We start from the raw sequence: 19,558 nt of genomic DNA, 5'->3' as shown, positions 1-19,558 counted from the left end.
TCACTCGACCGGCCGGGGACCCTCGAGGCTGGAGGCCTCCTCCGGCTGCGGTGCCGTCCGGCTGACGTCGGGCTCGAGGTAGATCACCCGCGCGATCGGCACGGCCTCGCGGATCCGCTCCTCGAGCGCGTTGATCCCGTCCGCGATCTGCTGCCCGTCCGCCTCGGGCCGGACGGTGATCTTGCCGGCGACGAGCAGTTCCTCGGGGCCGATGTGGAGGGTCTTGAGGTGGATGATGTGGGTCCCGTCCTCGCGGATCGCGGCCTCGATCGCGGCCACGTGCTCCTTGGTCGCGGACTCGCCGAGCAGGAGCGAGCGGGTCTCCACCGCGAGCACGACGGCGATGATGACGAGCAGGACGCCGATGGCGGCGGTGCCGAGCGCGTCGTAGAGTCCGTCGCCGGTGAGCAGGGTGAGGGTGACGCCGATGAGGGCGAACACGAGGCCCAGGAGCGCGCCGAGGTCCTCCAGCAGGATGACCGGCAGCTCCGGCGATTTGGCGCGCCGCACGAACTCGGTCCAGGACTTGTCCCCCCGGACCCGGTTGGACTCGATGATCGCTGTGCGGAAGGAGAGCGTCTCCGCGATGATCGCGCCGATCAGGACCGCCAGCGGGACCCACCACCAGGGCCCCTCGATGCCGTGGGGGTCCTTGAACTTGTGCCAGGCCTCGTACAGGGCGAACAGCCCGCCGACGCTGAAGAGGACGATCGAGACGATGAACGAGTAGATGTAGCGCTCGCGGCCGTACCCGAAGGGGTGCTCGGGACTCGCCTGCTTCTTCGCGGCCTTGCCGCCGACGAGCAGGAGGACCTGGTTGCCGGAGTCCGCGACGGAGTGGATGGCCTCTGCGAGCATCGAGGACGACTGGGTGACGACCCAGGCCACGAACTTGAAGACTGCGATCGTCAGGTTGGCGCAGAGCGCCGCGACGACCGCCTTGGTACCGCCGGATGCTGCCATCGTGTGTTCCCTTCGCGTCTGTAGTCGCCGCCGGGCGGCGGCGGCCGGCCGTGCGTGGCCGGCGTTCCTCGCTGGCGATCCTATCGGCGACCCGAGGGCTTTGCCGAGATACGGCCGCGCCCGAGCGCGCCGGGCGCCTACTGCCCCGGCCGGCGGCTCCTGCGCTGGGCGCGGGCGGACGCGTAGAGGCAGACGGTCGCGGCCGTGCCGACGTTGAGGGACTCGGCGACCCCGTAGAGCGGGACGGCGACGCGCAGGTCGGCCGCCTCGAGCTGCTGCTCGCCCAGGCCTGCGGCCTCATTGCCGAACAGCCACGCCGTCGGGCGCTCGAGGACGGGATCGGCATCGTCGGGGGAACCCAGGCGGTGCGCTGCGGCGCGGTCCTGGAGCTCGTCGAGATCGGCGCTGCCGTAGCCGTCCGCGGCCAGGATGCCCGTGCCGCTCCGGCGGAGCGTGGCGGCCAGGTCGTCGAAGTCGACGCCGGTGACGATCGGGAGGTGGAAGATCGAGCCCACGGTCGAGCGCACGGCCTTGGGGTTGAAGAGGTCGACGCTGCCGGTGGTCGCGACGACGGCGTCGGCCCCGGCCGCGTCGGCGGCGCGGAGGATGGTGCCCGCGTTGCCCGGGTCCTGGACCTCGCACAGCACCGCGATCAGGCGCGGCTTCGCGGCGAGCACGTCCACGAGCCCGGCCTGCGGCTGGTGGCAGACGGCGACGATCCCCTGCGGCGAGACCGTGTCCGCCATCGCGGCGATCACCGCGGGCTCGGCCAGTCGCGGCTCGACGCCGGGCACGTCGGCGAGCAGGTCGGGGTGCCGCTCGGCGGCCTCGGGGGTCGCGTAGATCTGGTGCACGACGGCGTCGCCTCCATCCGTGCTGCGCTCCTGGTGCAGCCGGACGGCCTCGCGGACGGCCTGCGGGCCCTCGACGAGGAAGCGCAGGGAGCGGCTGCGGCCGCTGCGTGTCGCGAGCCGCGCCACCTCCCGGACGCGCTCGGCGCGGGGGTTGGCCATGACCGGGGGCCGGCCTGCGTCGTCGTTCATGCGAGTGACCCTATCTGGTGGAGGTCCCGGGCGATGCCGGGGAGGACATGCGAAGAGGGGCGGGATCCGCGGATCCCGCCCCTCGAGCGTCGGCCTGGCGGCCGGAGTGTCAGACGCGAGTCCGACCTACTTCCACTGCTGGCGCGACTCGCCACCGGCGGGCTCGAAGCCGGCGGCCTTGGCGGCCTCGACCGAGTTGAACCACCACTCGGCGGTGGTCTGGTCGTACCAGGTCGAACCCGGCACGTGGTACTTCTTCGACTGGTTGCCCTTGATGACGTAGCCCTCGGGCGCGTCCTCACCCTCGACGGCCTTCACGGCGCCCTCGTTGTCCGAGACGGCGATGTCGCCGGCGGCGGCCGGAGCGGCCTTCGGGGCCGGGGCGCTCTTGGCGGCCGGAGCAGACTGGGCGGCCTTGGCGGCCGGCGCGTTGACGTCGCTCGGCAGGGCGTCCTTGGCCAGCTTGACCAGCGTGGTGAACGTGGCGGCGTCGGAGACGGCCAGCTCGGCCAGCATGCGGCGGTCGACCTCGATCTCGGCGGCCTTGAGGCCCTGGATCAGGCGGTTGTAGGTCATGCCGTTGGCGCGGGCTGCAGCGTTGATGCGCTGGATCCACAGGCGGCGGAAGTCGCCCTTGCGCTTGCGGCGGTCGTTGTAGCTGTAGACGAACGAGTGGAGCAGCTGCTCCTTCGCCTTGCGGTACAGGCGCGAACGCTGACCGCGGTAGCCCTTGGCGCGCTCCAGAACGACGCGACGCTTCTTGTGGGCGTTGACCGCCCGCTTCACACGTGCCACGTGTGTACTCCTTTATCTAGTTGTCCCGCGCGCCCGTGGGGGCGTCCTGCGGGACGGGTGTCTGTCTTCGTCCGGTGGCCGTGCGGCCTAGAGGCCCAGCATCCGCTTGATGGTCTTCACGTCCGCCTTGGCGACCAGCTGGTCGCTCTTGAGGCGGCGGGTCAGCGTGGAGGGCTTGTGCTCCAGGTAGTGGCGGCGGTTGGCCTGCTGGCGCTTGAGCTTGCCGCTGCCGGTGAGCTTGAAGCGCTTCTTGGCACCGCTGTGAGTCTTGAACTTCGGCATATCCGCCGTTCTCCTTACGTGCTCCCGTGCCGGAAGGCCGGGGATCTGTTGCGGGCATCCGTGCTCGGATGCCCTCCAGGGTGAATGCGCACTCCGTCACGGACGCATCCGCGACGAGTGAAACTTCTGGTGCCGCCCGCCGTCGCAGCGGCAGGCGGAGGAGTTCGAGCCGAGGGTTACTCGGCCTCTCCCGACTTGGGCGTCTCCGGCTCGGCCGCCTCGGCGGACTCCCCGGACGCCTGGGCCAGCTTCGCGCGGTCCTCTTCGGACATGTTGTCCGCGAGCGACTGCGTCATCTCCGGCTCGCCCTGCTGCGTGTCGACGCGCTCCTTGCGGGCACGGCGGGCCTCGTCCTTCTGCTCCTGACGACGCGCGTCGGCCTTGGCCTCCGCCTTCGTCTTGAGCGGGCCGATCACCATGACCATGTTGCGGCCGTCGATCCGCGGAGTGGACTCCACGGCACCGACCTCGGCGACGTCCTCGGCGAACTTCTGCAGCAGGCGGATGCCCATCTCGGGGCGCTGCTGCTCACGGCCGCGGAACTGGATCATGGCCTTGACCTTGTCGCCCGCCGCCAGGAAGCGGAGAGCATGGCCCTTCTTCGTCTCGTAATCGTGCTTGTCGATCTTGAGGCGGAAGCGGACCTCCTTCAGAACCGTGTTCGTCTGGTTCTTCCGGGACTCGCGAGCCTTGACGGCGGCCTCGTACTTGAACTTGCCGTAGTCCATCAGCTTGCACACCGGAGGCTTCGCATTGGGCGCAACCTCGACCAGGTCCAAGTCGGCTTCCGCCGCGAGACGCAACGCGTCGTCCGTGGGAACTACGCCCACCTGTTCACCGTTCGGTCCAACCAACCGCACCTCGGAGACGCGGATTCGATCGTTAATGCGTGGATCGCTGATGTGTCACTCCTGCTTGTTCGTGTACTGGATGCCGCCCGCCAACGGAAAAGGCCTCCGTCTGCGAGGCAGGCGGAGGCCATGAATTCGATTGCCCGCACCGTAGGGTGCGGACCGGAGACGCGTGGTCTCCGGTACCGAATCGACCCGGCGGCCTGTCGCGGTCGCAGCGGGTGGGAGTTGGCCTCCACTTGCATGCTCGATCCGTGAATCGACGCCCCGCTCCCGGCCGCCGAGCGGTCGGGACCCATGGCATGCGAATGCACGTTTCAAGTCGGTCTGTGCCAAGCTTAGCAGTATGAGCACCGAAGAAACCAATCCGGTCAGCGCCCCCGAGTCCGCGGCCGTCCGCGACATCGCCGAGGTCCCCGCCGTCGAGGTCATCACGACGGCGGCCGTGCACCTCATGAGCGCCGCGGCCGTCAAGTGCGGCCTCGCCGAGGGGCCCGACGCCGAGGAACTCAAGGATCTCGACGAGGCCCGCAAGCTGATCACGGGCCTGGCGGGCCTGATCACCGCGGCCGCCCCGGAGGTGGGCAGCCAGCACGCGGCCCCGCTGCGCGACGGCCTGCGGTCGCTCCAGCTGGCGTTCCGCGAGGCCTCGCTGATTCCCGATGCACCCGGCCAGGGCCCCGGCGAGAAGTACACGGGCCCGGTCAACTAGGACGCACCGAGGACTCCAGCAGTCCGTACACCGAGGGCGGCCCCGCACAGCGGGGGCCGCCCTCGGTGTTTAAGCGGCGCGTGCCCCCGGGGGGGCAACCGGTGCCGGGCTGAACCGTCCGGCCCTCCGCTCTTTTAGGACGCGGAGGCGAGCCGGATCTCGAGCGAGTCGACGGCCTCGGCGAATTCGCGGGTGGCGGACAGCTGCTGCTGCAGTCGCCCCGCCACCTCGCGGGCCGCCTCCGGCGGGACCCCCGGGCGAAAGGTCACAGTCAGGCGCAGCTCCGGCCCGGCGCCGCCGCCGGCGAGGACGTCGCCGCTCCGGCTGCGGCTGGCGACGCCGCCGCCCGGCGACAGGGCCAGCACCTGGACGGCCTCGTCGGCGGTCGCGACCCGCTGCACGAGCTCCACGAGGCCCTCGTCCCGGTAGCTCGGAGTCCAGGTCCGCTGCTGGGCCAGCGACCACAGGGCCGGCCGGCGGACCACGAAGGTGACGTCCGCACCGGGGTCCACGACGAGGAGCTGGGCCTCCTCCTGCACCGCCGAGAGTGCCGCCCGGGGCGCGAACACGGCCACCGGGCGGGCCTCCGGATGCCACGCCTGCAGCGCGGCGACCGAGGTGAAAACGGGCAGGGCGGAGCGGCCGTCCGGGGCCTTGATGGTCACCAGAGCCATGTCCGCCTCCTTGTCCTCGGCGAAGCCGTGCTCGCCGATCCCGCCCTCGGCGAGCGAGGCGACGACCGGGACGAACACGCGGGCCGTCGCGAGCGAGGCGATCACCGCCTCCTCACTCCCCCGCCCGGCGACCAGGTCCGCCAACGCGGCGGCGTACCCGGCATCGGTGAGGCCGTCGTCGTCGTCGAAGTTGTGCAGCGGGTTCCCCTCGCCGGAGAGGTCCCGCCCCTCCCAGGGCTGCCCGGCCGAGTCGGTCCGCTCGCCCGCCCGCGCCAGCGCCGCCGCGATGTGGCCGGGCAGATGGCGCTGCGCGCCGCCGTCGGATCCGGGGCTGGTGTCAGTCATGGGCTCCATGCTATCGGCGGGCCCACTTGGCAGCGGGGCAGTCTGGGATACAAGATAGGTTCCGGAGCCGCAGCGCGGCCCGTCCCGTCGTCCCGAGGAGTCGCCGTGGCCTCCAAGGTCCCCGCCGCCGAGAACACCCTGCGCATCCTGCGCTGGCTGGCCGAGCGCCATCGCCCCGTGAGCGCAGCGGCGATCGCCCGCGAGCTCGAGCTGCCGCGCTCCAGCGTCTACCACCTGCTGGCCGTCATGGAGGCCCAGGGCTTCGTGGTCCACCTGCCCGAGGAGCACCTCTACGGTCTGGGCGTCAGCGCCTTCGAGCTCTCGAACGCGTACGTCCGCCAGGACCGACTCGCCCGCTTGGCCGCGCCGATGCTGCGCACGCTGGTCGACGACGTCGGCGAGAGCGCCCACCTGGCCGTGCTCGACGGGCACGAGGTCGTCTACCTGGTCGAGGAGCGGGCCCGGCACCGCCCCAGCCTCGTGACCGACGTCGGGGTCCGCATGCCGGCGCATCTCACCGCGTCCGGGCGCTCCATGCTGGCGCGTCTCTCCCCGGCGCAGCTCCGGGCCCTCTACCCGAATCGGCAGTCGTTCGGCACCCGCTCGGCGCGGACGCTCATCACCGGCCCGCAGCAGCTGGCCGCGGAGCTGCGCCGGACCCGCGAGCGCGGCTGGGCCGAGGAGGACGGCGACGTCACGGACGACTTCGCGTCGGTCGGCATGGCCGCGCTCGACCACCGGGGGCTGCCCGTCGCCGGCCTCGCGGTGACCTATCTGGCGTACCGGATGGAGCCCGAGCGCCGCGAGCACATCATCGAGCGCCTGCGCCAGACCGCGGACGCCCTCTCCCAGCGCCTGCACGGCCCCCGCACCGCCTGAACCCTGTCTGGAATACCGGACACAGCGTCCCGGAGGCCCTCCCGCGACCCCGCCCGTGCGTGCTCAGATAGACGGGACAGCAGTTCCGAGGCCTGCGACGACGCACGCCTCCCCGACGCCGAAGGAATCACCATGGCCCTCCCCGGAGCACGCCCCGTCCGCGCCGACCGCGGCACCGATCTCAGCGCCAAGAGCTGGCAGACCGAGGCCCCCCTGCGCATGCTGATGAACAACCTCGACCCCGAGGTCGCCGAGCGCCCCGACGACCTGGTGGTCTACGGCGGCACCGGCCGCGCCGCCCGCTCGTGGGAGGCCTACGACGCGATCGTCGAGACCCTGAAGGACCTCGAGGAGGACGAGACCCTCCTGGTCCAGTCCGGCAAGCCCGTCGGCGTCTTCCGCACCAACGCGTGGGCCCCGCGCGTGCTGATCGCCAACTCCAACCTCGTCGGCGACTGGGCCAACTGGCCGGAGTTCCGCAAGCTCGAGGCCGAGGGCCTGACCATGTACGGCCAGATGACGGCCGGCTCCTGGATCTACATCGCCACGCAGGGCATCCTGCAGGGCACCTACGAGACGTTCGCCGCCGTCGCCAAGAAGATGCACGCCGACGGACGCATCTCCGAGCCGACCCTCGCCGGCACCCTGACCCTGACCGGCGGCTGCGGCGGCATGGGCGGCGCCCAGCCGCTGGCCGTGACGCTCAACGGCGGCGCCTGCCTGATCGTCGACGTCGACGAGACCCGCCTGCGCCGCCGCCAGGCCAAGCGCTACCTCGACGACGTCGAGACGGACCTCGACGCCGCGCTCGCCAAGGTGACCGCCGCGAAGAACGAGCGCCGCGCCCTCTCCGTCGGCTACGTCGGCAACGCCGCCGAGGTCTTCGGCGAGCTCCTGCGCCGCCACCGCGCCGGCGAGATCGCCGTCGACATCGTGACTGACCAGACCTCCGCCCACGATCCGCTGTCCTACCTGCCGACCGAGTACACGGTCGACGAGTGGCAGCGCGAGGCCGACGCCGACGCCGAGGGCTTCACCAAGAAGTCCCGCGAGGCCATGGCGGCCCAGGTCCGCGCGATGGTCGAGTTCCAGGACGAGGGCGCCGAGGTCTTCGACTACGGCAACTCGATCCGCGACGAGGCGCGCCACGCCGGCTACGAGCGGGCCTTCGAGTTCCCGGGCTTCGTCCCGGCCTACATCCGCCCGCTCTTCTGCGAGGGCCTCGGCCCGTTCCGCTGGGTCGCGCTCTCCGGCGACCCGGAGGACATCCGCGTCACCGACGAGGCCATCAAGGAGCTCTTCCCCGAGAACGAGCACCTGCACCGGTGGATCGACGCCGCCCAGGAGCACGTGGAGTTCGAGGGCCTGCCGGCGCGCATCTGCTGGCTCGGCTACGGCGAGCGCCACCAGGCCGGCCTGCTGTTCAACCAGCTGGTCGCCGAGGGCAAGGTCTCCGCGCCGATCGTCATCGGCCGCGACCACCTGGACTCCGGCTCCGTCGCCTCGCCGTACCGCGAGACCGAGGCCATGAAGGACGGCTCCGACGCGATCGCGGACTGGCCGCTGCTCAACGCCCTGACGGCGACCTCCTCCGGCGCCACCTGGGTCTCGATTCACCACGGCGGCGGTGTGGGCATCGGCCGCTCCATCCACGCCGGTCAGGTCGGCGTCGCCGACGGCACCGAGCTGGCCGCGGCCAAGCTGACCGCGCTGCTGACCAACGACCCGGGTATGGGCGTCATCCGCCACGTCGACGCCGGCTACGACCGCGCCGTCGAGGTCGCCGCCGAGCGCGGCGTCCGGATCCCGATGCGCGAGACGCGATGAGCCGCTCCACCCTGCTGACCGGCCTCTCCGAGCTGACGACGGTCGACGACGCGCTGGGCACCCTGCGCGACGCCGCCGTCGTCATCGAGGACGGCCTCTTCGCGTGGGTGGGCCCGGCCGCGGAGGCCCCGGCCTGCGACGACGTCGTGGACCTCGGCGGCCGCGCCGCCCTGCCCGGCTGGGTCGACTCCCACAGCCACCTCGTGTTCGACGGCGACCGTGCCGCCGAGTTCGAGGCCCGGATGGCGGGCCAGGCCTACGCGGCCGGCGGCATCGGCGTCACCACCTCGGCCACCCGCGCGGCCGACGACGAGCGCCTCCGCGGCCTCGTCGCGGGCCGCGTGGCCGAGGCCGTCGCCGGCGGCACCACCTACCTGGAGACGAAGACCGGGTACGGCCTGACCGTGCCCGACGAGGAGCGCAGCGCCCGGATCGCCGGTGAGTCCGCCGACGAGGTCACATACCTGGGCGCGCACCTGGTGCCGGCTGGCGCGGACGCCGAGGAGTACACCGAGCTGGTGTGCGGCGCGATGCTCGACGCCGTCGGGCCGCACGTGCGCTGGGCGGATGTGTTCTGCGACCGCGGGGCCTTCACACCCGAGCAGACGCGGCGCGTGCTGGAGGCCTGCCGGGCCGCCGGCCTGGGCCTGCGCCTGCACGGCAACCAGCTCGAGCAGGGGGCCGGCGCGGCGCTGGCCGTCGAGTTCGGCGCCGCCTCGGTGGACCACCTGAACTTCCTCTCCGACGACGACGTCGCCGCCCTGGCGGCCTCGGGCACCGACGCCGCCGGGCGCCGTCGTCCGGGCCACGAGACGGTCGCGACCGTCCTGCCGGCCTGCGACCTCTCCACGCGGGCGCCGCTGGCGCCGGCGCGGAGGCTGCTCGACGCCGGTGCCACCGTGGCACTGGCCTCGAACTGCAACCCCGGAACGTCCTACACATCGTCGATGAACTTCTGCGTCGGCACCGCCGTCCTCCAGATGCACCTCAGCCTCGAGGAGGCGATCCGGGCCGCGACGCTCGGCGGGGCGCGCGCCCTGCGCCGCGACGCCGAGTCCCTCGCGGCCGGCACCCGGCCCCGGCCCGTCGCCGGCGAAGCGCCGATCGGCCGCGTCGCCGTCGGGCACCGGGCCGATCTCCATGTGCTGGACGCCCCCGCCGCGATCCACCTGGCCTACCGGCCCGGCATGCCCCTGACCCACGCGGTCTGGCGCGCCGGCGTGCGCGCCCGGTGACCACCCTCCACCAGACTTCCGACCACCACTGAAGGACACCATGACCGAGAACCCCACCGTCATCCTCTCGACGCACGGCGCCACGCGCGCCGACGTCGTCGCCGTCGCCCGCCGCGACGCGCGCATCGAGATCGCCCCCGAGGCCCTCGCCGAGGTCGCCAGCGTGCGCGCCCACATCGAGAACCTGGCCCACGCCGAGACGCCCGTCTACGGCATCTCGACCGGTTTCGGCGCCCTCGCCACGCGTCACATCCCCACCGACCAGCGCGTGCAGCTGCAGAAGTCCCTGGTCCGCTCGCATGCCGCCGGCAGCGGCGAGCCGGTCGAGCGCGAGGTCGTCCGCGCGCTGATGTTCCTGCGCGCCAAGACCCTCGCCTCCGGCCGCACCGGCGTGCGCCCCGTGGTCCTGGAAACCATGGTGGGCCTGCTCAACGCCGGCATCACCCCGATCGTGCGCGAGTACGGCTCGCTCGGCTGCTCCGGCGACCTGGCCCCGCTCTCCCACTGCGCCCTGGTCCTGATGGGCGAGGGTGAGGCCACGGACCGCGACGGCGTCCAGCGCCCCGTCCCCGAGCTCTTCGCCGAGGCCGGCCTCACGCCGGTCACCCTGGAGGAGAAGGAGGGCCTGGCCCTCATCAACGGCACCGACGGCATGCTCGGCCAGCTGATCCTGGCCATCGAGGACCTCGAGGAGCTGCTGACGGCGGCGGACATCACCGCCTCCATGTCGGTGGAGGCCCTGCTGGGCACCGACCAGGTGTTCCGCCCGGAGTTGCACCTGCCGCTGCGTCCGCACCCGGGCCAGGCCGCCAGCGCCTCCAACATGTTCCGCGTGCTCGCCGACTCCCCGATCGTGGCGAGCCACCGCGAGGGCGACACCCGCGTGCAGGACGCGTACTCGCTGCGCTGCTCCCCGCAGGTCGCCGGCGGCGCCCGCGATACCGTCGCCCACGCCGCCCTGGTCGCCGAGCGCGAGCTCGCCGCGGCGATCGACAACCCCGTGGTCCTGCCGGACGGCACCGTCACTTCCAACGGCAACTTCCACGGCGCTCCGGTCGCCTATGTGCTGGACTTCCTCTCCGTGGTCTCGGCCGACGTCGCGTCCATCGCGGAGCGCCGCACCGACCGCCTGCTGGACCCGGCCCGCTCCCATGGCCTGCCGCCCTTCCTGGCGGACGACCCGGGCGTGGACTCCGGCCTGATGATCGCCCAGTACACGCAGGCCGCCCTGGTGGCGGAGAACAAGCGGCTCGCCGTCCCGGCCTCCGTGGACTCCATCCCGTCCTCGGCCATGCAGGAGGACCACGTCTCGCTCGGCTGGCACGCGGCCCGCAAGCTGCGCACCTCGGTGGACAACCTGCGCCGCGTCCTGGCCATCGAACTGGTCGCCTCGGCCCGCGGGCTCGACCTGCGCTCGCCGCTGACGCCCGGCCCGGCCACCGGTGCCGTCCTGGCCGCCCTGCGCGAGCGGGTCGCCGGTCCGGGCCCGGACCGCTTCCTCTCCCCCGACCTGCTCGCCGCCGAGCAGCTCGTGGCCGAGGGCGGCGTCCGCGCCAGCGCCGAGACGGCGACCGGCCCGCTGGGCGGCAGCCTGCCCGCCGCCTGACCGCATCGTCCCGCGGCCCCCTCTCCGGGAGGAGCTGGACGTGAGACGGGAGGAGCCCTGCGACCCGATGGGTCGCAGGGCTCCTCCCGTCTCTGCCCAGTTCGTCCGTGCCGGGTCCGTCCGTGCCGGGTCCGTCCGTGCCCGGACAGTTCCTGCGATGGCGTCCCGTCGTCGCGCCTACGCCCCGGCCAGAACCGCGTGGACGACGTCGTCGATCAGCCGGGCGGCCGAGCGCGCGGTGCGTGCGTCGACGTCGTACTCCGGATTGAGCTCGACGACGTCGAAGACCGCCAGCTTGCCGGTGCGGGCCGCGGCGAGGGCGGCGGCCCGGATCACGTCGAACGGGACGCCGTAGCCGGCCGGCGCGCTGACACCCGGTGCGACGGCCGCCGGGAGCACGTCGAGATCGATGGTCAGGTAGAGGACGTCGACGTCGGCGGCGAAGTCCTCCACCCATGCCTGGACGCGGGCACGTTCCTGACTGTCCTCGTCCAGCAGATACTGCACGCCGAGCCGCTCGGCGGTCTTGAAGAGGGTCGTCGTGTTGTTCGACCGGCTGATGCCGACGACTCCGTACTGGAAGTCGCGGCCGGCCGCGGACTCGTCGCCGGCGATCTGCAGGAACGGGGTGCCGGAGCTCGGGCGGGGGTCCTCGCGCAGGTCGAAGTGCGCGTCGAGGTTGAGGATGCCGAGCCGGGGCGCGCCATCGGCGTCGAGTGCGCCGGAACCGGAGAGGCCGAGGTAGGTACCGTAGGCGGTCTCGTGACCGCCGCCGAGGACGGTGACGAACCGGCCCTCGCCCAGATGCGCGGCGACCGTCTCGCCGAGGCGCTGCTGCCCGGCCTCCAGGTCGTCGCCGTGGACGACCACGTCGCCGGCGTCGTGCACCGAGCCGGCGTCCGCCCGGAAGGCGAGCGAGCCCAGGGCGGTGCGCAGCGCCGCAGGGGCCCCGGCGGCGCCGACCCGGCCGCGGTTCCGGGCGACGCCCGCGTCGCAGGCGAAGCCGATCAGGGCTGCCCGCGCGGCGGCGGGAGCGTTCTCGCCGGGGGCTGCGGCGCTGCTCACGGCCTGGTGCCACCGCCGGTGCTCGGGGCCGTCGCCGTCGGTGCGGCCGGCCCAGTGCGGGGATGCGAAGTCTGATGTGCTCATGGAACCATCTAACCGCGCCGGCGGGCCCGGGACACGGCCGGAGCCGCGGCGGGTCTCCGGGATCTCAGACGGACCCGGCGTCGCTCGGTCTCCGGGTCAGGCGGAGCGGCGGCCGGCGACGTCGAGGGCCTCCGGCAGCGTGAACTTGCCGGCGTAGAGGGCCTTGCCCATGATGGCGCCCTCGACGCCGAGCGGCACCAGGTCGCGCAGCGCCCGCAGATCGTCGAGGCTGGAGATCCCGCCGGAGGCGACGACCGGCTTGTCGGTGCGCTCGCACATCTGCTGCAGCAGCTCGACGTTCGGCCCGCGCAGGGTCCCGTCCTTGGTCACGTCCGTGACCACGTAGCGGGCGCAGCCAGCGTCCTCGAGCCGCTGCAGGACCTCCCAGAGGTCCCCGCCCTCCTGGGTCCAGCCGCGGGCGGCGAGCGTGGTGCCGCGCACGTCCAGCCCGACGGCGATCTGGTCGCCGTGGCGCTCGATGACCCGGGCCGTCCACTCCGGGTTCTCCAGTGCCGCCGTGCCGAGATTGACGCGGGTGGCGCCGAACTCCAGCGCCCGTTCCAGCGACTCGTCGTCGCGGATCCCGCCGGAGAGCTCCACCTTGATGCTCAGCTCGTCGGCGACGCGGCGAAGGATCTCGGTGTTGTGCCCGCGGCCGAACGCGGCATCGAGGTCCACCAGGTGGATCCACTCGGCGCCGTCGTTCTGCCAGGCCAGTGCGGCCTCGAGGGGGTCTCCGTAGCCGGTCTCGCTGCCGGCCTCGCCCTGGACCAGGCGGACCGCCTGGCCCCCGGCGACGTCGACGGCCGGCAGGAGCTCAAGGATGTCGTTGCTCATTCGTGGTTTCCTCTTCGATCGGTGGAGTCGTGCGTCAGCTGGAGAGGTCGAGGGTCAGGACGTATGCGGCGAGCAGCGCGAGCCCGGCGAGCACCCAGCAGGTGATGATCCAGGACCTGTGCGCCTTCTGCTGGCGCAGCGAGATGGCCCCGCCGGCGAGGATGCCGCCGAGCGCCATGAGGAGGATGGAGTACATCAGAGGGTCCCGAGCCAGTTCTTCAGGAGCTGCAGCCCGGCGTCGCCGGACTTCTCCGGGTGGAACTGGACGGCCGAGAGCGGGCCGTTCTCCACTCCAGCGACGAACCGCGTGCCATGCGTGGACCAGGTGACCTGCGGCGGCTTCATCTTCGGCTGAGTGACGTCGAATTCCCACTTCTGCACGCCGTAGGAGTGGACGAAGTAGAACCGCTCGTCCTGGATGCCGTCGAAGAGCACCGTGCCCTCCGGTGCCTCCACGGTGTTCCAGCCCATGTGGGGCACGACGTCGGCCTGCAGCCGCTCCACGGTCCCGGGCCACTCGCCCATGCCGGCGGTCCGGACGCCGTGCTCGACGCCCTCGTCGAAGAAGATCTGGTGCCCGACGCAGATGCCGAGCACGGGACGGCCGCCGGCTACCCGGCGGCCGATCTTCTGCAGTCCGCCGACCTTCCTGAGCGCCTCCATCACGGCGGCGAAGGCGCCGACGCCGGGGACCAGGAGCCCGTCCGCCTCGGAGACGTCCCTGGGATCGCTGCTGAGGGTGACGTCCGCGCCGACGTGCTCGAGCGCGCGGACCGCCGACCGGATGTTCCCGGACCCGTAGTCCAGGACCGTGACGCGAGAGGCCGCCATGGTTACAGCGCCCCCTTCGTGGAGGGGATCTCGCCGCCGAGTCGGGCGTCCGGCTCGACGGCCTCGCGCAGCGCGCGGGCGAACGCCTTGAACTGCGCCTCGACGATGTGGTGCGGATCCCGCCCGCCGAGCACCCGCATGTGCATGCAGATCTGGGCGTGCAGGGTCAGGGCCTCGAACACGTGTCGGGTGAGCGAGCCCGTGAAGTGCCCCCCGATGAGGTGGTACTCCTGGCCGGCGGGCTCGCCGTCATGGACCAGGTAGGGACGCCCGGAGATGTCGACGACGGCGTGCGCGAGGGCCTCGTCCAGGGGGATGGTCGCCTCGCCGAACCGGCGGATGCCGGCCTTGTTGCCCAGGGCGGTGCGGAGCACTTCGCCGATGGTGATGGCGACGTCCTCGACGGTGTGGTGCACGTCGATGTGGGTGTCGCCGGTGGCCTCGACGGTCAGGTCGATCATCGAGTGCCGGGCGAGCGCGGTCAGCATGTGGTCGTAGAAGGGAACTGTCGTCTCGATGCGGGCCGCGCCCGTCCCGTCCAGATCGAGCTCGACATAGACGGACGACTCGCTGGTCTTGCGCTCCATGCGTGCGCGGCGGCCGGAGATCAGTTCAGCAGACATCAGGTTCCTTGCGTATCGGGACCGCGGCCGAGGCCGCGGCGGGTGGAGCCGATCCCAGCCCCTCGGTGCGGGGGCTCGGGGTCGGACGGCTGGTGATCGAACCGCCCGGTGGAGCGCCGCGGGACGCCGGACCGCTGGGGCGGTGCCGTCGGCTCGCGGTCAAGTCTATCGGTGCACGGCCGGTCGGGCCCGCGAGGCCCGGACGGATGACGCGGGCACGCGACGGATCACGCGGAGAGCAGGTCCTCGAGCTCGGACAGGAAGGCGGTCGTCTCCGCCTCGGTCCCCGCGGTGACGCGCAGGTGCCCCGGGATGCCGACGTCGCGGATCAGGACCCCGCGGTCGACGAGCCGGCGCCAGAGGCCGGGGGCGTCGTCGAGACCGCCGAAGAACACGAAGTTCGAATCGCTCGCAGCGGGCTCGAGCCCGAGCCGGGTCAGCTCCGTGACGATCCGGTCGCGTTGGCGCTTGATGTCCTCCACGTTGGCCAGCAGCGCATCGACGTGCTTCAGGGCGGCGATGGCTGTCGCCTGCGTCACGGCGGAGAGGTGGTACGGGAGCCGGACCAGGCGCAGGGCGGCGGTCACCTCCTGCGCGGCGGCGAGGTAGCCGAGCCGGGCACCGGCCAGGGCGAAGGCCTTGCTCATGGTGCGGCTGACGATCAGGCGCGGCCGCCCCGGGAGCAGTTCCAGGGCGGACGGCGTCCCCTCGTGCCGGAACTCGGCGTACGCCTCGTCCACGACGACCATCGTCTGGCTGGCCTCGCCCGCTGCGTAGACCGCCTCGACCACATCGAGCCCGAGTGCGGTCCCGGTGGGGTTGTTCGGGGAGCAGAGGAATACGACGCTCGGGGCCTGCTCGCGGACCTGTCGTGCGGCGGACTCGGCGCTCAGCGCGAATCCGGCCTCCCGTTCGCCGGCGATGTACGCGGTGTCCGTGCCGCTCGCGAGGAGCGGGTACATGGAGTAGGTGGGCGGGAAGCTGAGGAGGGACCTCCCCGGGCCACCGAACGCCTGCAGGATCTGCTGGAGGACCTCGTTGGAGCCATTGGCGGCCCACACCTGATCAGCGGTGACCCCGTGCCCGAGGAAGCCGGCGAGACGCTGGCGCAGCTCCACGAACTCGCGGTCGGGGTACCGGTTCAGGCTCTGCGCGGCGGCGAAGACCTCGTCGGTGATGGCGCGCGCGACCTCGGCCGGCATGGGATGGGTGTTCTCGTTGACGTTCAGCTGGATGGCCACATCGAGTTGCGGCGCACCGTAGGGCTGCAGGCCGCGGAGGTTCTCTCGAAGGGGGAGCTGGTTCATGCGCGCTAGGACATCACTCACCGCGACAGTCTAGAACCCGGCCGGGCCGGTACTGAATAGACTGCGTCGCGAGGTAACAAAGCTCACCGCGGGCACCCGCCAGCGGGCCACCACTACTCGGAGACGGGCAGGTAGATCTCCTGGCCGACGTGCACGGTGTTGCCGGGGAGGTCGTTGAGCTCCACGATCTCGTCGACGACGATCCGCGGGTCGGCCTCGGGGACGAACTCGAGGGCGAGGCTCCACAGCGTGTCGCCCTCCAGCGCGGTCACCGACTCGTACTGGATCGCGGCCGCGTCGCTGCTCCCTGCGGCGCTGACCGGAGAGGTCCAGAGCCCGAGGAGCATCAGCCCTCCTGCTGCGACGAGCATGAGGGGCAGTCCGATGAGGACGAAGCGTCCTCGGCGGGTCAGCCGGAGCGGCGCCTCGGTGACGGCCTGATCGGCCAGAGCCATCGTGGTCATGGTGTACCTCCCGTGGACGGCCCCGCGCCGGGGCCGACTGTTTTCTGCGGTATCGGTGTTCGATTCGAAACTGAGACTCGAACATGTCTTCGAACTCTGCTGGTCCATGTTTAGCACCCTTGAGCGATGGTTGTCGAGACACGTTCGAACAAACCTTTGAATCCGCGCCGTGCGCCACTAGGGTTGAAGCAGGTGGTTCGTAGAGCTACTGCACCAGTCAGGTCCCACAGATTAGAGACGCGGGGCCCCGCGAAACATCGCAGCGGGCACCGAGAACAGCAAGGATGTACAGATGGCCGCGACGGAAACCTCCAAGCCACACCGGGATCGGAAGAGCCTGACACTGCGGCAGCGCAAGATCCTCGAGACCATCCAGCGCTCGATCGCGGCACACGGCTACCCGCCCTCCATGCGAGAGATCGGCGACACCGTGGGACTGGCCAGCCTCTCGAGCGTCACCCACCAGCTCTCGCAGCTGGAGAAGCTCGGCTACCTCCGTCGCGACCCGAGGCGCCCGCGGGCCATGGAGATCCTGCAGCCGCTGACGCTCTCCGAGGCTGCCCCGGAGTCCGCCGACGGGCCGGGCCTGACCGCCGTGGGCGGTCTTTCGGTCTCCGAGCTGACGAGCGCTGTGGACACGGCGATGGTGCCGCTGGTCGGACGGATCGCCGCCGGCGGACCGATCCTGGCGGAGCAGACGGTGGAGGACGTGGTCCCGCTGCCACGCCAGCTCGTGGGGCAGGGCGAGCTGTTCATGCTGAAGGTCAGCGGCGACTCGATGGTCGACGCGGCCATCTGCGACGGGGACTGGGTCGTCGTGCGCCGCCAGAGCTCGGCCGACAACGGCGACATCGTCGCCGCCCTCCTGGACGAGGAGGCCACGGTCAAGACGTTCCGCCAGCGCGACGGGCACACGTGGCTGCTGCCGCAGAACCGGCAGTACGAGCCCATCCTCGGCGACCATGCGACCATCATGGGCAAGGTCGTCTCGGTCCTGCGCTCTCTCTGACCGCGCCGGCGACTGGATCCAGGAGCGGCGCGGGCCTTCGGGCCCGCGCCGCTCCTGCTGTGTCCCCGGCCCTCCCCGACTGCGCCGTCGGGAGCGCCTCCCGGGCGAGCTATGCCGTGGAGGCCGCTGTCTCGGAGAGCCGGCGCAATGCCCCGAGGACCGTCGGCTTGTCGACGGTCGGCCACATGGGTGGCAGCGACGACCGCAGGAAGGCACCGTACCGCTCGGTGGCGAGACGCGAGTCCAGCACGGCCACCACGCCCCGGTCGTCCGCGGAGCGGATCAGACGCCCGGCCCCCTGGGCGAGTCGGACGGCCGCATGCGTCGCCGAGACCGCCATGAAGCCGTTGCCCCCGCGCTGGGCGACGTCACGGCTGCGCGCGGTCGAGAGCGGGTCGTCGGGGCGCGGGAAGGGGATCCGGTCGATGACGACCAGTCGGCACGACGGCCCCGGGACGTCGACGCCCTGCCAGAGCGTCATGGTTCCGAAGAGGCAGGTGTCCGGCTCGTCCGCGAACTGCTGGACCAGCGCGGACATCCCGGACTCGCCCTGGCAGAGGATCGTCTCGCTCACCCGCTCCCGCAGGACCTCCGCGGCTTCCTCGGCGGCGCGCTTGGACGAGAAGAGGACGAGCGCGCCGCCACCGGAGGCGTGGATCAGGTCGGCGATCTCGTCGAGCGCCTCGCGGGAGACCTGGCGGCCGGGCTTGGGCAGGTGCTTGGCCACGTAGAGCACGCCCTGCTTCGGGTAGTCGAAGGGGCTCCCGACGTCGATGCCCTCCCAGCTGGGAGCGCCCTCCCCCATGAGCCCGAGGTCGCCAGCGACATGGTCGAAGGCGGCCCCGACGGCGAGCGTCGCCGAGGTGAGGACGATCGTCCGACCGTCGAAGAGGCCCTCGCGCAGCTTGCCCGCCACGGAGAGCGGTGCGATGTAGAGGGTCGCCGGCGTCGACTCGTCCGGCTGCACGTATCCCTGCCCGGGGACGTAGCCGCCGGGACGAGAAGCCCAGACGACCTCGCGACTCTCGTGCGAGTTCAGCAGCCGGTCCCCGATCTCGACGAGATAGGAGAGCTGGGCGCGGGCCATCTGCTTGGCGCCGTCGGCCTGCTCATTGGGCTCGGGCTTCGAGTCCGAGAGCGCCACGCGCGCGGCGTCGGCGACCTGCTCCACGGCGGCCGACTGCTCCTCGGTGATGCCCTTCGGCAGCAGTCCGGCCGGCAGGCCCGTCACCGACTTCTCCAGGGCCTTGGCCGCCTGCGTCAGCGCGTCCACGCTGACACGGCAGTGCTTGCGGGCCGCGCTTGCGGCCGTGAGGACCATGCTGCCGGAGAGCTCGCGCGTCACGGAACCCGTCACTCGGTCCTGCAGCTCATGCGCCTCGTCGATGACGACGGTGTCGAAGTCCGGCAGGACGGCGAGCCCGTCGAACGCCGAGATGGCGAGCATCGCGTGGTTGGTGATGACCAGATCCGCCTCGGCGGCCCGGGCCCGGGCCAGCTCGCTGAAACACTCCTCCGCCATGGGGCACCGCTGCGCGCCCAGGCAGTCGCGCGCCGAGACGGAGACCTGACGCCACGCCTGGTCGGGAACGCCGGGGACGAGATCGTCGCGATCGCCCGTCTCGGTCTCCTCGGCCCACTCACGGAGCCGCACGACCTCGCGGCCGAGCTGCGTCGAGGGCCCGGCGTTGGCCTGCTGTCTCGAGGCCCCGTCCTCCGTCAGGGCGAAGAGCGCGCCGTCGTCGTCGTCCGGGTACCCGCCACCGAGCTTGTACTTGCAGACGTAGTTGCCCCGCCCCTTGGCGATCGCAACCTCCATCGGGCGCGGCAGCTCGTCCTTCAGATGCGACAGCAGCCGGGGCACATCCCGGCCCACGATCTGCGCCTGCAGCGCGAGCGTTGCCGTCGACACGATGACCGGCTTGTCCGCATCGACCGCATGGAGCAGCGCGGGGACGAGATAGGCCAGCGATTTGCCGGTGCCTGTGCCGGCCTGCACGAGGAGGTGCCTGCCCGTGCCGAGGGACTCGGCGACGTGCTTGGCCATCTCCTGCTGTCCGGTCCGGCTGGTGCCGCCCATCTTGGCGACCGCTGTCTCCAGTAGGTCGAGTACCTCCTGCGACATC

Annotated in this window: 20 protein-coding genes; 6 read left to right on the top strand and 14 right to left on the bottom strand. The window is 71.9% G+C overall.

The genetic code is table 11. From position 1 onward, the window contains the following. From RIN46_RS07235 to infC, 5 genes are all read right to left on the bottom strand, one after another. A complete protein-coding gene (locus tag RIN46_RS07235) occupies positions 1–963 on the bottom strand; it encodes a cation diffusion facilitator family transporter (protein WP_309080155.1) in 963 nt (320 codons plus the stop codon). A 137-nt stretch (positions 964–1,100) separates the two neighbouring features. Continuing rightward, complete coding sequence (locus RIN46_RS07230) at positions 1,101–2,006, bottom strand: RNA methyltransferase (protein WP_309080156.1); 906 nt, start codon at positions 2,004–2,006, stop codon at positions 1,101–1,103. A gap of 126 nt (positions 2,007–2,132) precedes the next feature. Continuing rightward, complete coding sequence (gene rplT, locus RIN46_RS07225) at positions 2,133–2,801, bottom strand: 50S ribosomal protein L20 (RefSeq protein ID WP_309080157.1); 669 nt, start codon at positions 2,799–2,801, stop codon at positions 2,133–2,135. Positions 2,802–2,888: 87 nt separating this feature from the next. Continuing rightward, positions 2,889–3,083: a 50S ribosomal protein L35 gene (rpmI, locus tag RIN46_RS07220; protein WP_309080158.1), complete on the bottom strand. Its 195-nt coding sequence runs from the start codon at positions 3,081–3,083 to the stop codon at positions 2,889–2,891. A 176-nt stretch (positions 3,084–3,259) separates the two neighbouring features. Next, on the bottom strand, positions 3,260–3,943 hold the full coding sequence (infC, locus tag RIN46_RS07215; RefSeq protein ID WP_375141839.1) for a translation initiation factor IF-3: 684 nt from the start codon (positions 3,941–3,943) through the stop codon (positions 3,260–3,262). A 337-nt stretch (positions 3,944–4,280) separates the two neighbouring features. Between infC and RIN46_RS07210 the strand changes: the two genes are divergently transcribed. Further along, positions 4,281–4,646 (top strand): DUF1844 domain-containing protein, encoded by a 366-nt coding sequence (locus tag RIN46_RS07210; RefSeq protein ID WP_309080159.1) that lies wholly within the window; start codon positions 4,281–4,283, stop codon positions 4,644–4,646. A gap of 134 nt (positions 4,647–4,780) precedes the next feature. Here the strand turns inward: RIN46_RS07210 and RIN46_RS07205 are convergent, their stop codons facing one another. Next, the gene (locus tag RIN46_RS07205) at positions 4,781–5,665 is read right to left on the bottom strand and encodes an SseB family protein (RefSeq protein ID WP_309080160.1); all 885 of its coding nucleotides are present in this window, start codon (positions 5,663–5,665) and stop codon (positions 4,781–4,783) included. Positions 5,666–5,770: 105 nt separating this feature from the next. Here RIN46_RS07205 and RIN46_RS07200 point away from each other — a divergent pair, with 105 nt between their 5' ends. From RIN46_RS07200 to hutH, 4 genes are all read left to right on the top strand, one after another. Further along, positions 5,771–6,544 (top strand): IclR family transcriptional regulator, encoded by a 774-nt coding sequence (locus tag RIN46_RS07200; RefSeq protein ID WP_309080161.1) that lies wholly within the window; start codon positions 5,771–5,773, stop codon positions 6,542–6,544. A 132-nt stretch (positions 6,545–6,676) separates the two neighbouring features. Further along, positions 6,677–8,371 (top strand): urocanate hydratase, encoded by a 1,695-nt coding sequence (gene hutU, locus RIN46_RS07195; protein ID WP_309080162.1) that lies wholly within the window; start codon positions 6,677–6,679, stop codon positions 8,369–8,371. After that, positions 8,368–9,606 (top strand): amidohydrolase family protein, encoded by a 1,239-nt coding sequence (locus RIN46_RS07190; protein ID WP_309080163.1) that lies wholly within the window; start codon positions 8,368–8,370, stop codon positions 9,604–9,606. Before hutU ends, RIN46_RS07190 begins: the two co-directional genes overlap by 4 nt. Before the next feature lie 40 nt (positions 9,607–9,646). Then, positions 9,647–11,212 carry a histidine ammonia-lyase gene (gene hutH / locus RIN46_RS07185; protein ID WP_309080164.1) on the top strand — a complete coding sequence of 522 codons (1,566 nt, stop codon included), beginning with the start codon at positions 9,647–9,649 and terminating at the stop codon, positions 11,210–11,212. A 177-nt stretch (positions 11,213–11,389) separates the two neighbouring features. On the opposite strand, the gene hutG is transcribed toward hutH, so the two are convergent. The 7 genes from hutG to RIN46_RS07150 all read right to left on the bottom strand — a co-directional run bounded on the left by hutG (position 11,390) and on the right by RIN46_RS07150 (position 16,423). Continuing rightward, complete coding sequence (gene hutG, locus RIN46_RS07180; protein ID WP_309080165.1) at positions 11,390–12,361, bottom strand: formimidoylglutamase; 972 nt, start codon at positions 12,359–12,361, stop codon at positions 11,390–11,392. A gap of 96 nt (positions 12,362–12,457) precedes the next feature. Further along, complete coding sequence (priA, locus tag RIN46_RS07175) at positions 12,458–13,198, bottom strand: bifunctional 1-(5-phosphoribosyl)-5-((5-phosphoribosylamino)methylideneamino)imidazole-4-carboxamide isomerase/phosphoribosylanthranilate isomerase PriA (protein WP_309080166.1); 741 nt, start codon at positions 13,196–13,198, stop codon at positions 12,458–12,460. Positions 13,199–13,232: 34 nt separating this feature from the next. Continuing rightward, positions 13,233–13,394, bottom strand: a complete 162-nt coding sequence (locus RIN46_RS07170) for a hypothetical protein (protein ID WP_309080167.1) — start codon at positions 13,392–13,394, stop codon at positions 13,233–13,235. Beyond that, the gene (gene hisH, locus RIN46_RS07165) at positions 13,394–14,029 is read right to left on the bottom strand and encodes an imidazole glycerol phosphate synthase subunit HisH (RefSeq protein WP_309080168.1); all 636 of its coding nucleotides are present in this window, start codon (positions 14,027–14,029) and stop codon (positions 13,394–13,396) included. The genes RIN46_RS07170 and hisH overlap by 1 nt, the downstream gene beginning before the upstream one ends. Positions 14,030–14,031: 2 nt before the next feature. Further along, positions 14,032–14,652, bottom strand: a complete 621-nt coding sequence (hisB, locus tag RIN46_RS07160) for an imidazoleglycerol-phosphate dehydratase HisB (RefSeq protein WP_309080169.1) — start codon at positions 14,650–14,652, stop codon at positions 14,032–14,034. Positions 14,653–14,879: 227 nt separating this feature from the next. Further along, positions 14,880–15,980 (bottom strand): histidinol-phosphate transaminase, encoded by a 1,101-nt coding sequence (locus tag RIN46_RS07155; RefSeq protein WP_309080170.1) that lies wholly within the window; start codon positions 15,978–15,980, stop codon positions 14,880–14,882. Positions 15,981–16,072: 92 nt separating this feature from the next. After that, a complete protein-coding gene (locus RIN46_RS07150; RefSeq protein ID WP_309080171.1) occupies positions 16,073–16,423 on the bottom strand; it encodes a LysM peptidoglycan-binding domain-containing protein in 351 nt (116 codons plus the stop codon). Positions 16,424–16,715: 292 nt separating this feature from the next. Between RIN46_RS07150 and lexA the strand changes: the two genes are divergently transcribed. Then, positions 16,716–17,432, top strand: a complete 717-nt coding sequence (gene lexA / locus RIN46_RS07145; RefSeq protein WP_309080172.1) for a transcriptional repressor LexA — start codon at positions 16,716–16,718, stop codon at positions 17,430–17,432. A 109-nt stretch (positions 17,433–17,541) separates the two neighbouring features. Here lexA and RIN46_RS07140 read toward each other — a convergent pair whose 3' ends face one another. After that, a complete protein-coding gene (locus RIN46_RS07140; RefSeq protein WP_309080173.1) occupies positions 17,542–19,557 on the bottom strand; it encodes an ATP-dependent DNA helicase in 2,016 nt (671 codons plus the stop codon). Between the last annotated feature and the right edge of the window lies 1 nt (position 19,558).

Origin of the sequence: Zhihengliuella sp. (assembly GCF_031178195.1) — a bacterium.
Taxonomy (GTDB): domain Bacteria; phylum Actinomycetota; class Actinomycetes; order Actinomycetales; family Micrococcaceae; genus Zhihengliuella.
The sequence above is the reverse complement of the archived record's forward strand: the minus strand, read 5'-3'. Positions and strand labels throughout refer to the sequence as shown.

Bases quoted from the DNA above. Each gene is read 5' to 3' on its own strand.
- hisH (WP_309080168.1), bottom strand. From the start codon at position 14,029: ATGGCGGCCTCTCGCGTCACGGTCCTGGACTACGGGTCCGGGAACATC.
- rpmI (WP_309080158.1), bottom strand. From the start codon at position 3,083: ATGCCGAAGTTCAAGACTCACAGCGGTGCCAAGAAGCGCTTCAAGCTC.
- hutH (WP_309080164.1), top strand. From the start codon at position 9,647: ATGACCGAGAACCCCACCGTCATCCTCTCGACGCACGGCGCCACGCGC.
- priA (WP_309080166.1), bottom strand. From the start codon at position 13,198: ATGAGCAACGACATCCTTGAGCTCCTGCCGGCCGTCGACGTCGCCGGG.
- RIN46_RS07170 (WP_309080167.1), bottom strand. From the start codon at position 13,394: ATGTACTCCATCCTCCTCATGGCGCTCGGCGGCATCCTCGCCGGCGGG.
- hisB (WP_309080169.1), bottom strand. From the start codon at position 14,652: ATGTCTGCTGAACTGATCTCCGGCCGCCGCGCACGCATGGAGCGCAAG.
- hutG (WP_309080165.1), bottom strand. From the start codon at position 12,361: ATGAGCACATCAGACTTCGCATCCCCGCACTGGGCCGGCCGCACCGAC.
- RIN46_RS07230 (WP_309080156.1), bottom strand. From the start codon at position 2,006: ATGAACGACGACGCAGGCCGGCCCCCGGTCATGGCCAACCCCCGCGCC.
- lexA (WP_309080172.1), top strand. From the start codon at position 16,716: ATGGCCGCGACGGAAACCTCCAAGCCACACCGGGATCGGAAGAGCCTG.
- RIN46_RS07140 (WP_309080173.1), bottom strand. From the start codon at position 19,557: ATGTCGCAGGAGGTACTCGACCTACTGGAGACAGCGGTCGCCAAGATG.
- RIN46_RS07205 (WP_309080160.1), bottom strand. From the start codon at position 5,665: ATGACTGACACCAGCCCCGGATCCGACGGCGGCGCGCAGCGCCATCTG.
- RIN46_RS07235 (WP_309080155.1), bottom strand. From the start codon at position 963: ATGGCAGCATCCGGCGGTACCAAGGCGGTCGTCGCGGCGCTCTGCGCC.
- hutU (WP_309080162.1), top strand. From the start codon at position 6,677: ATGGCCCTCCCCGGAGCACGCCCCGTCCGCGCCGACCGCGGCACCGAT.
- RIN46_RS07210 (WP_309080159.1), top strand. From the start codon at position 4,281: ATGAGCACCGAAGAAACCAATCCGGTCAGCGCCCCCGAGTCCGCGGCC.
- RIN46_RS07190 (WP_309080163.1), top strand. From the start codon at position 8,368: ATGAGCCGCTCCACCCTGCTGACCGGCCTCTCCGAGCTGACGACGGTC.
- RIN46_RS07150 (WP_309080171.1), bottom strand. From the start codon at position 16,423: ATGACCACGATGGCTCTGGCCGATCAGGCCGTCACCGAGGCGCCGCTC.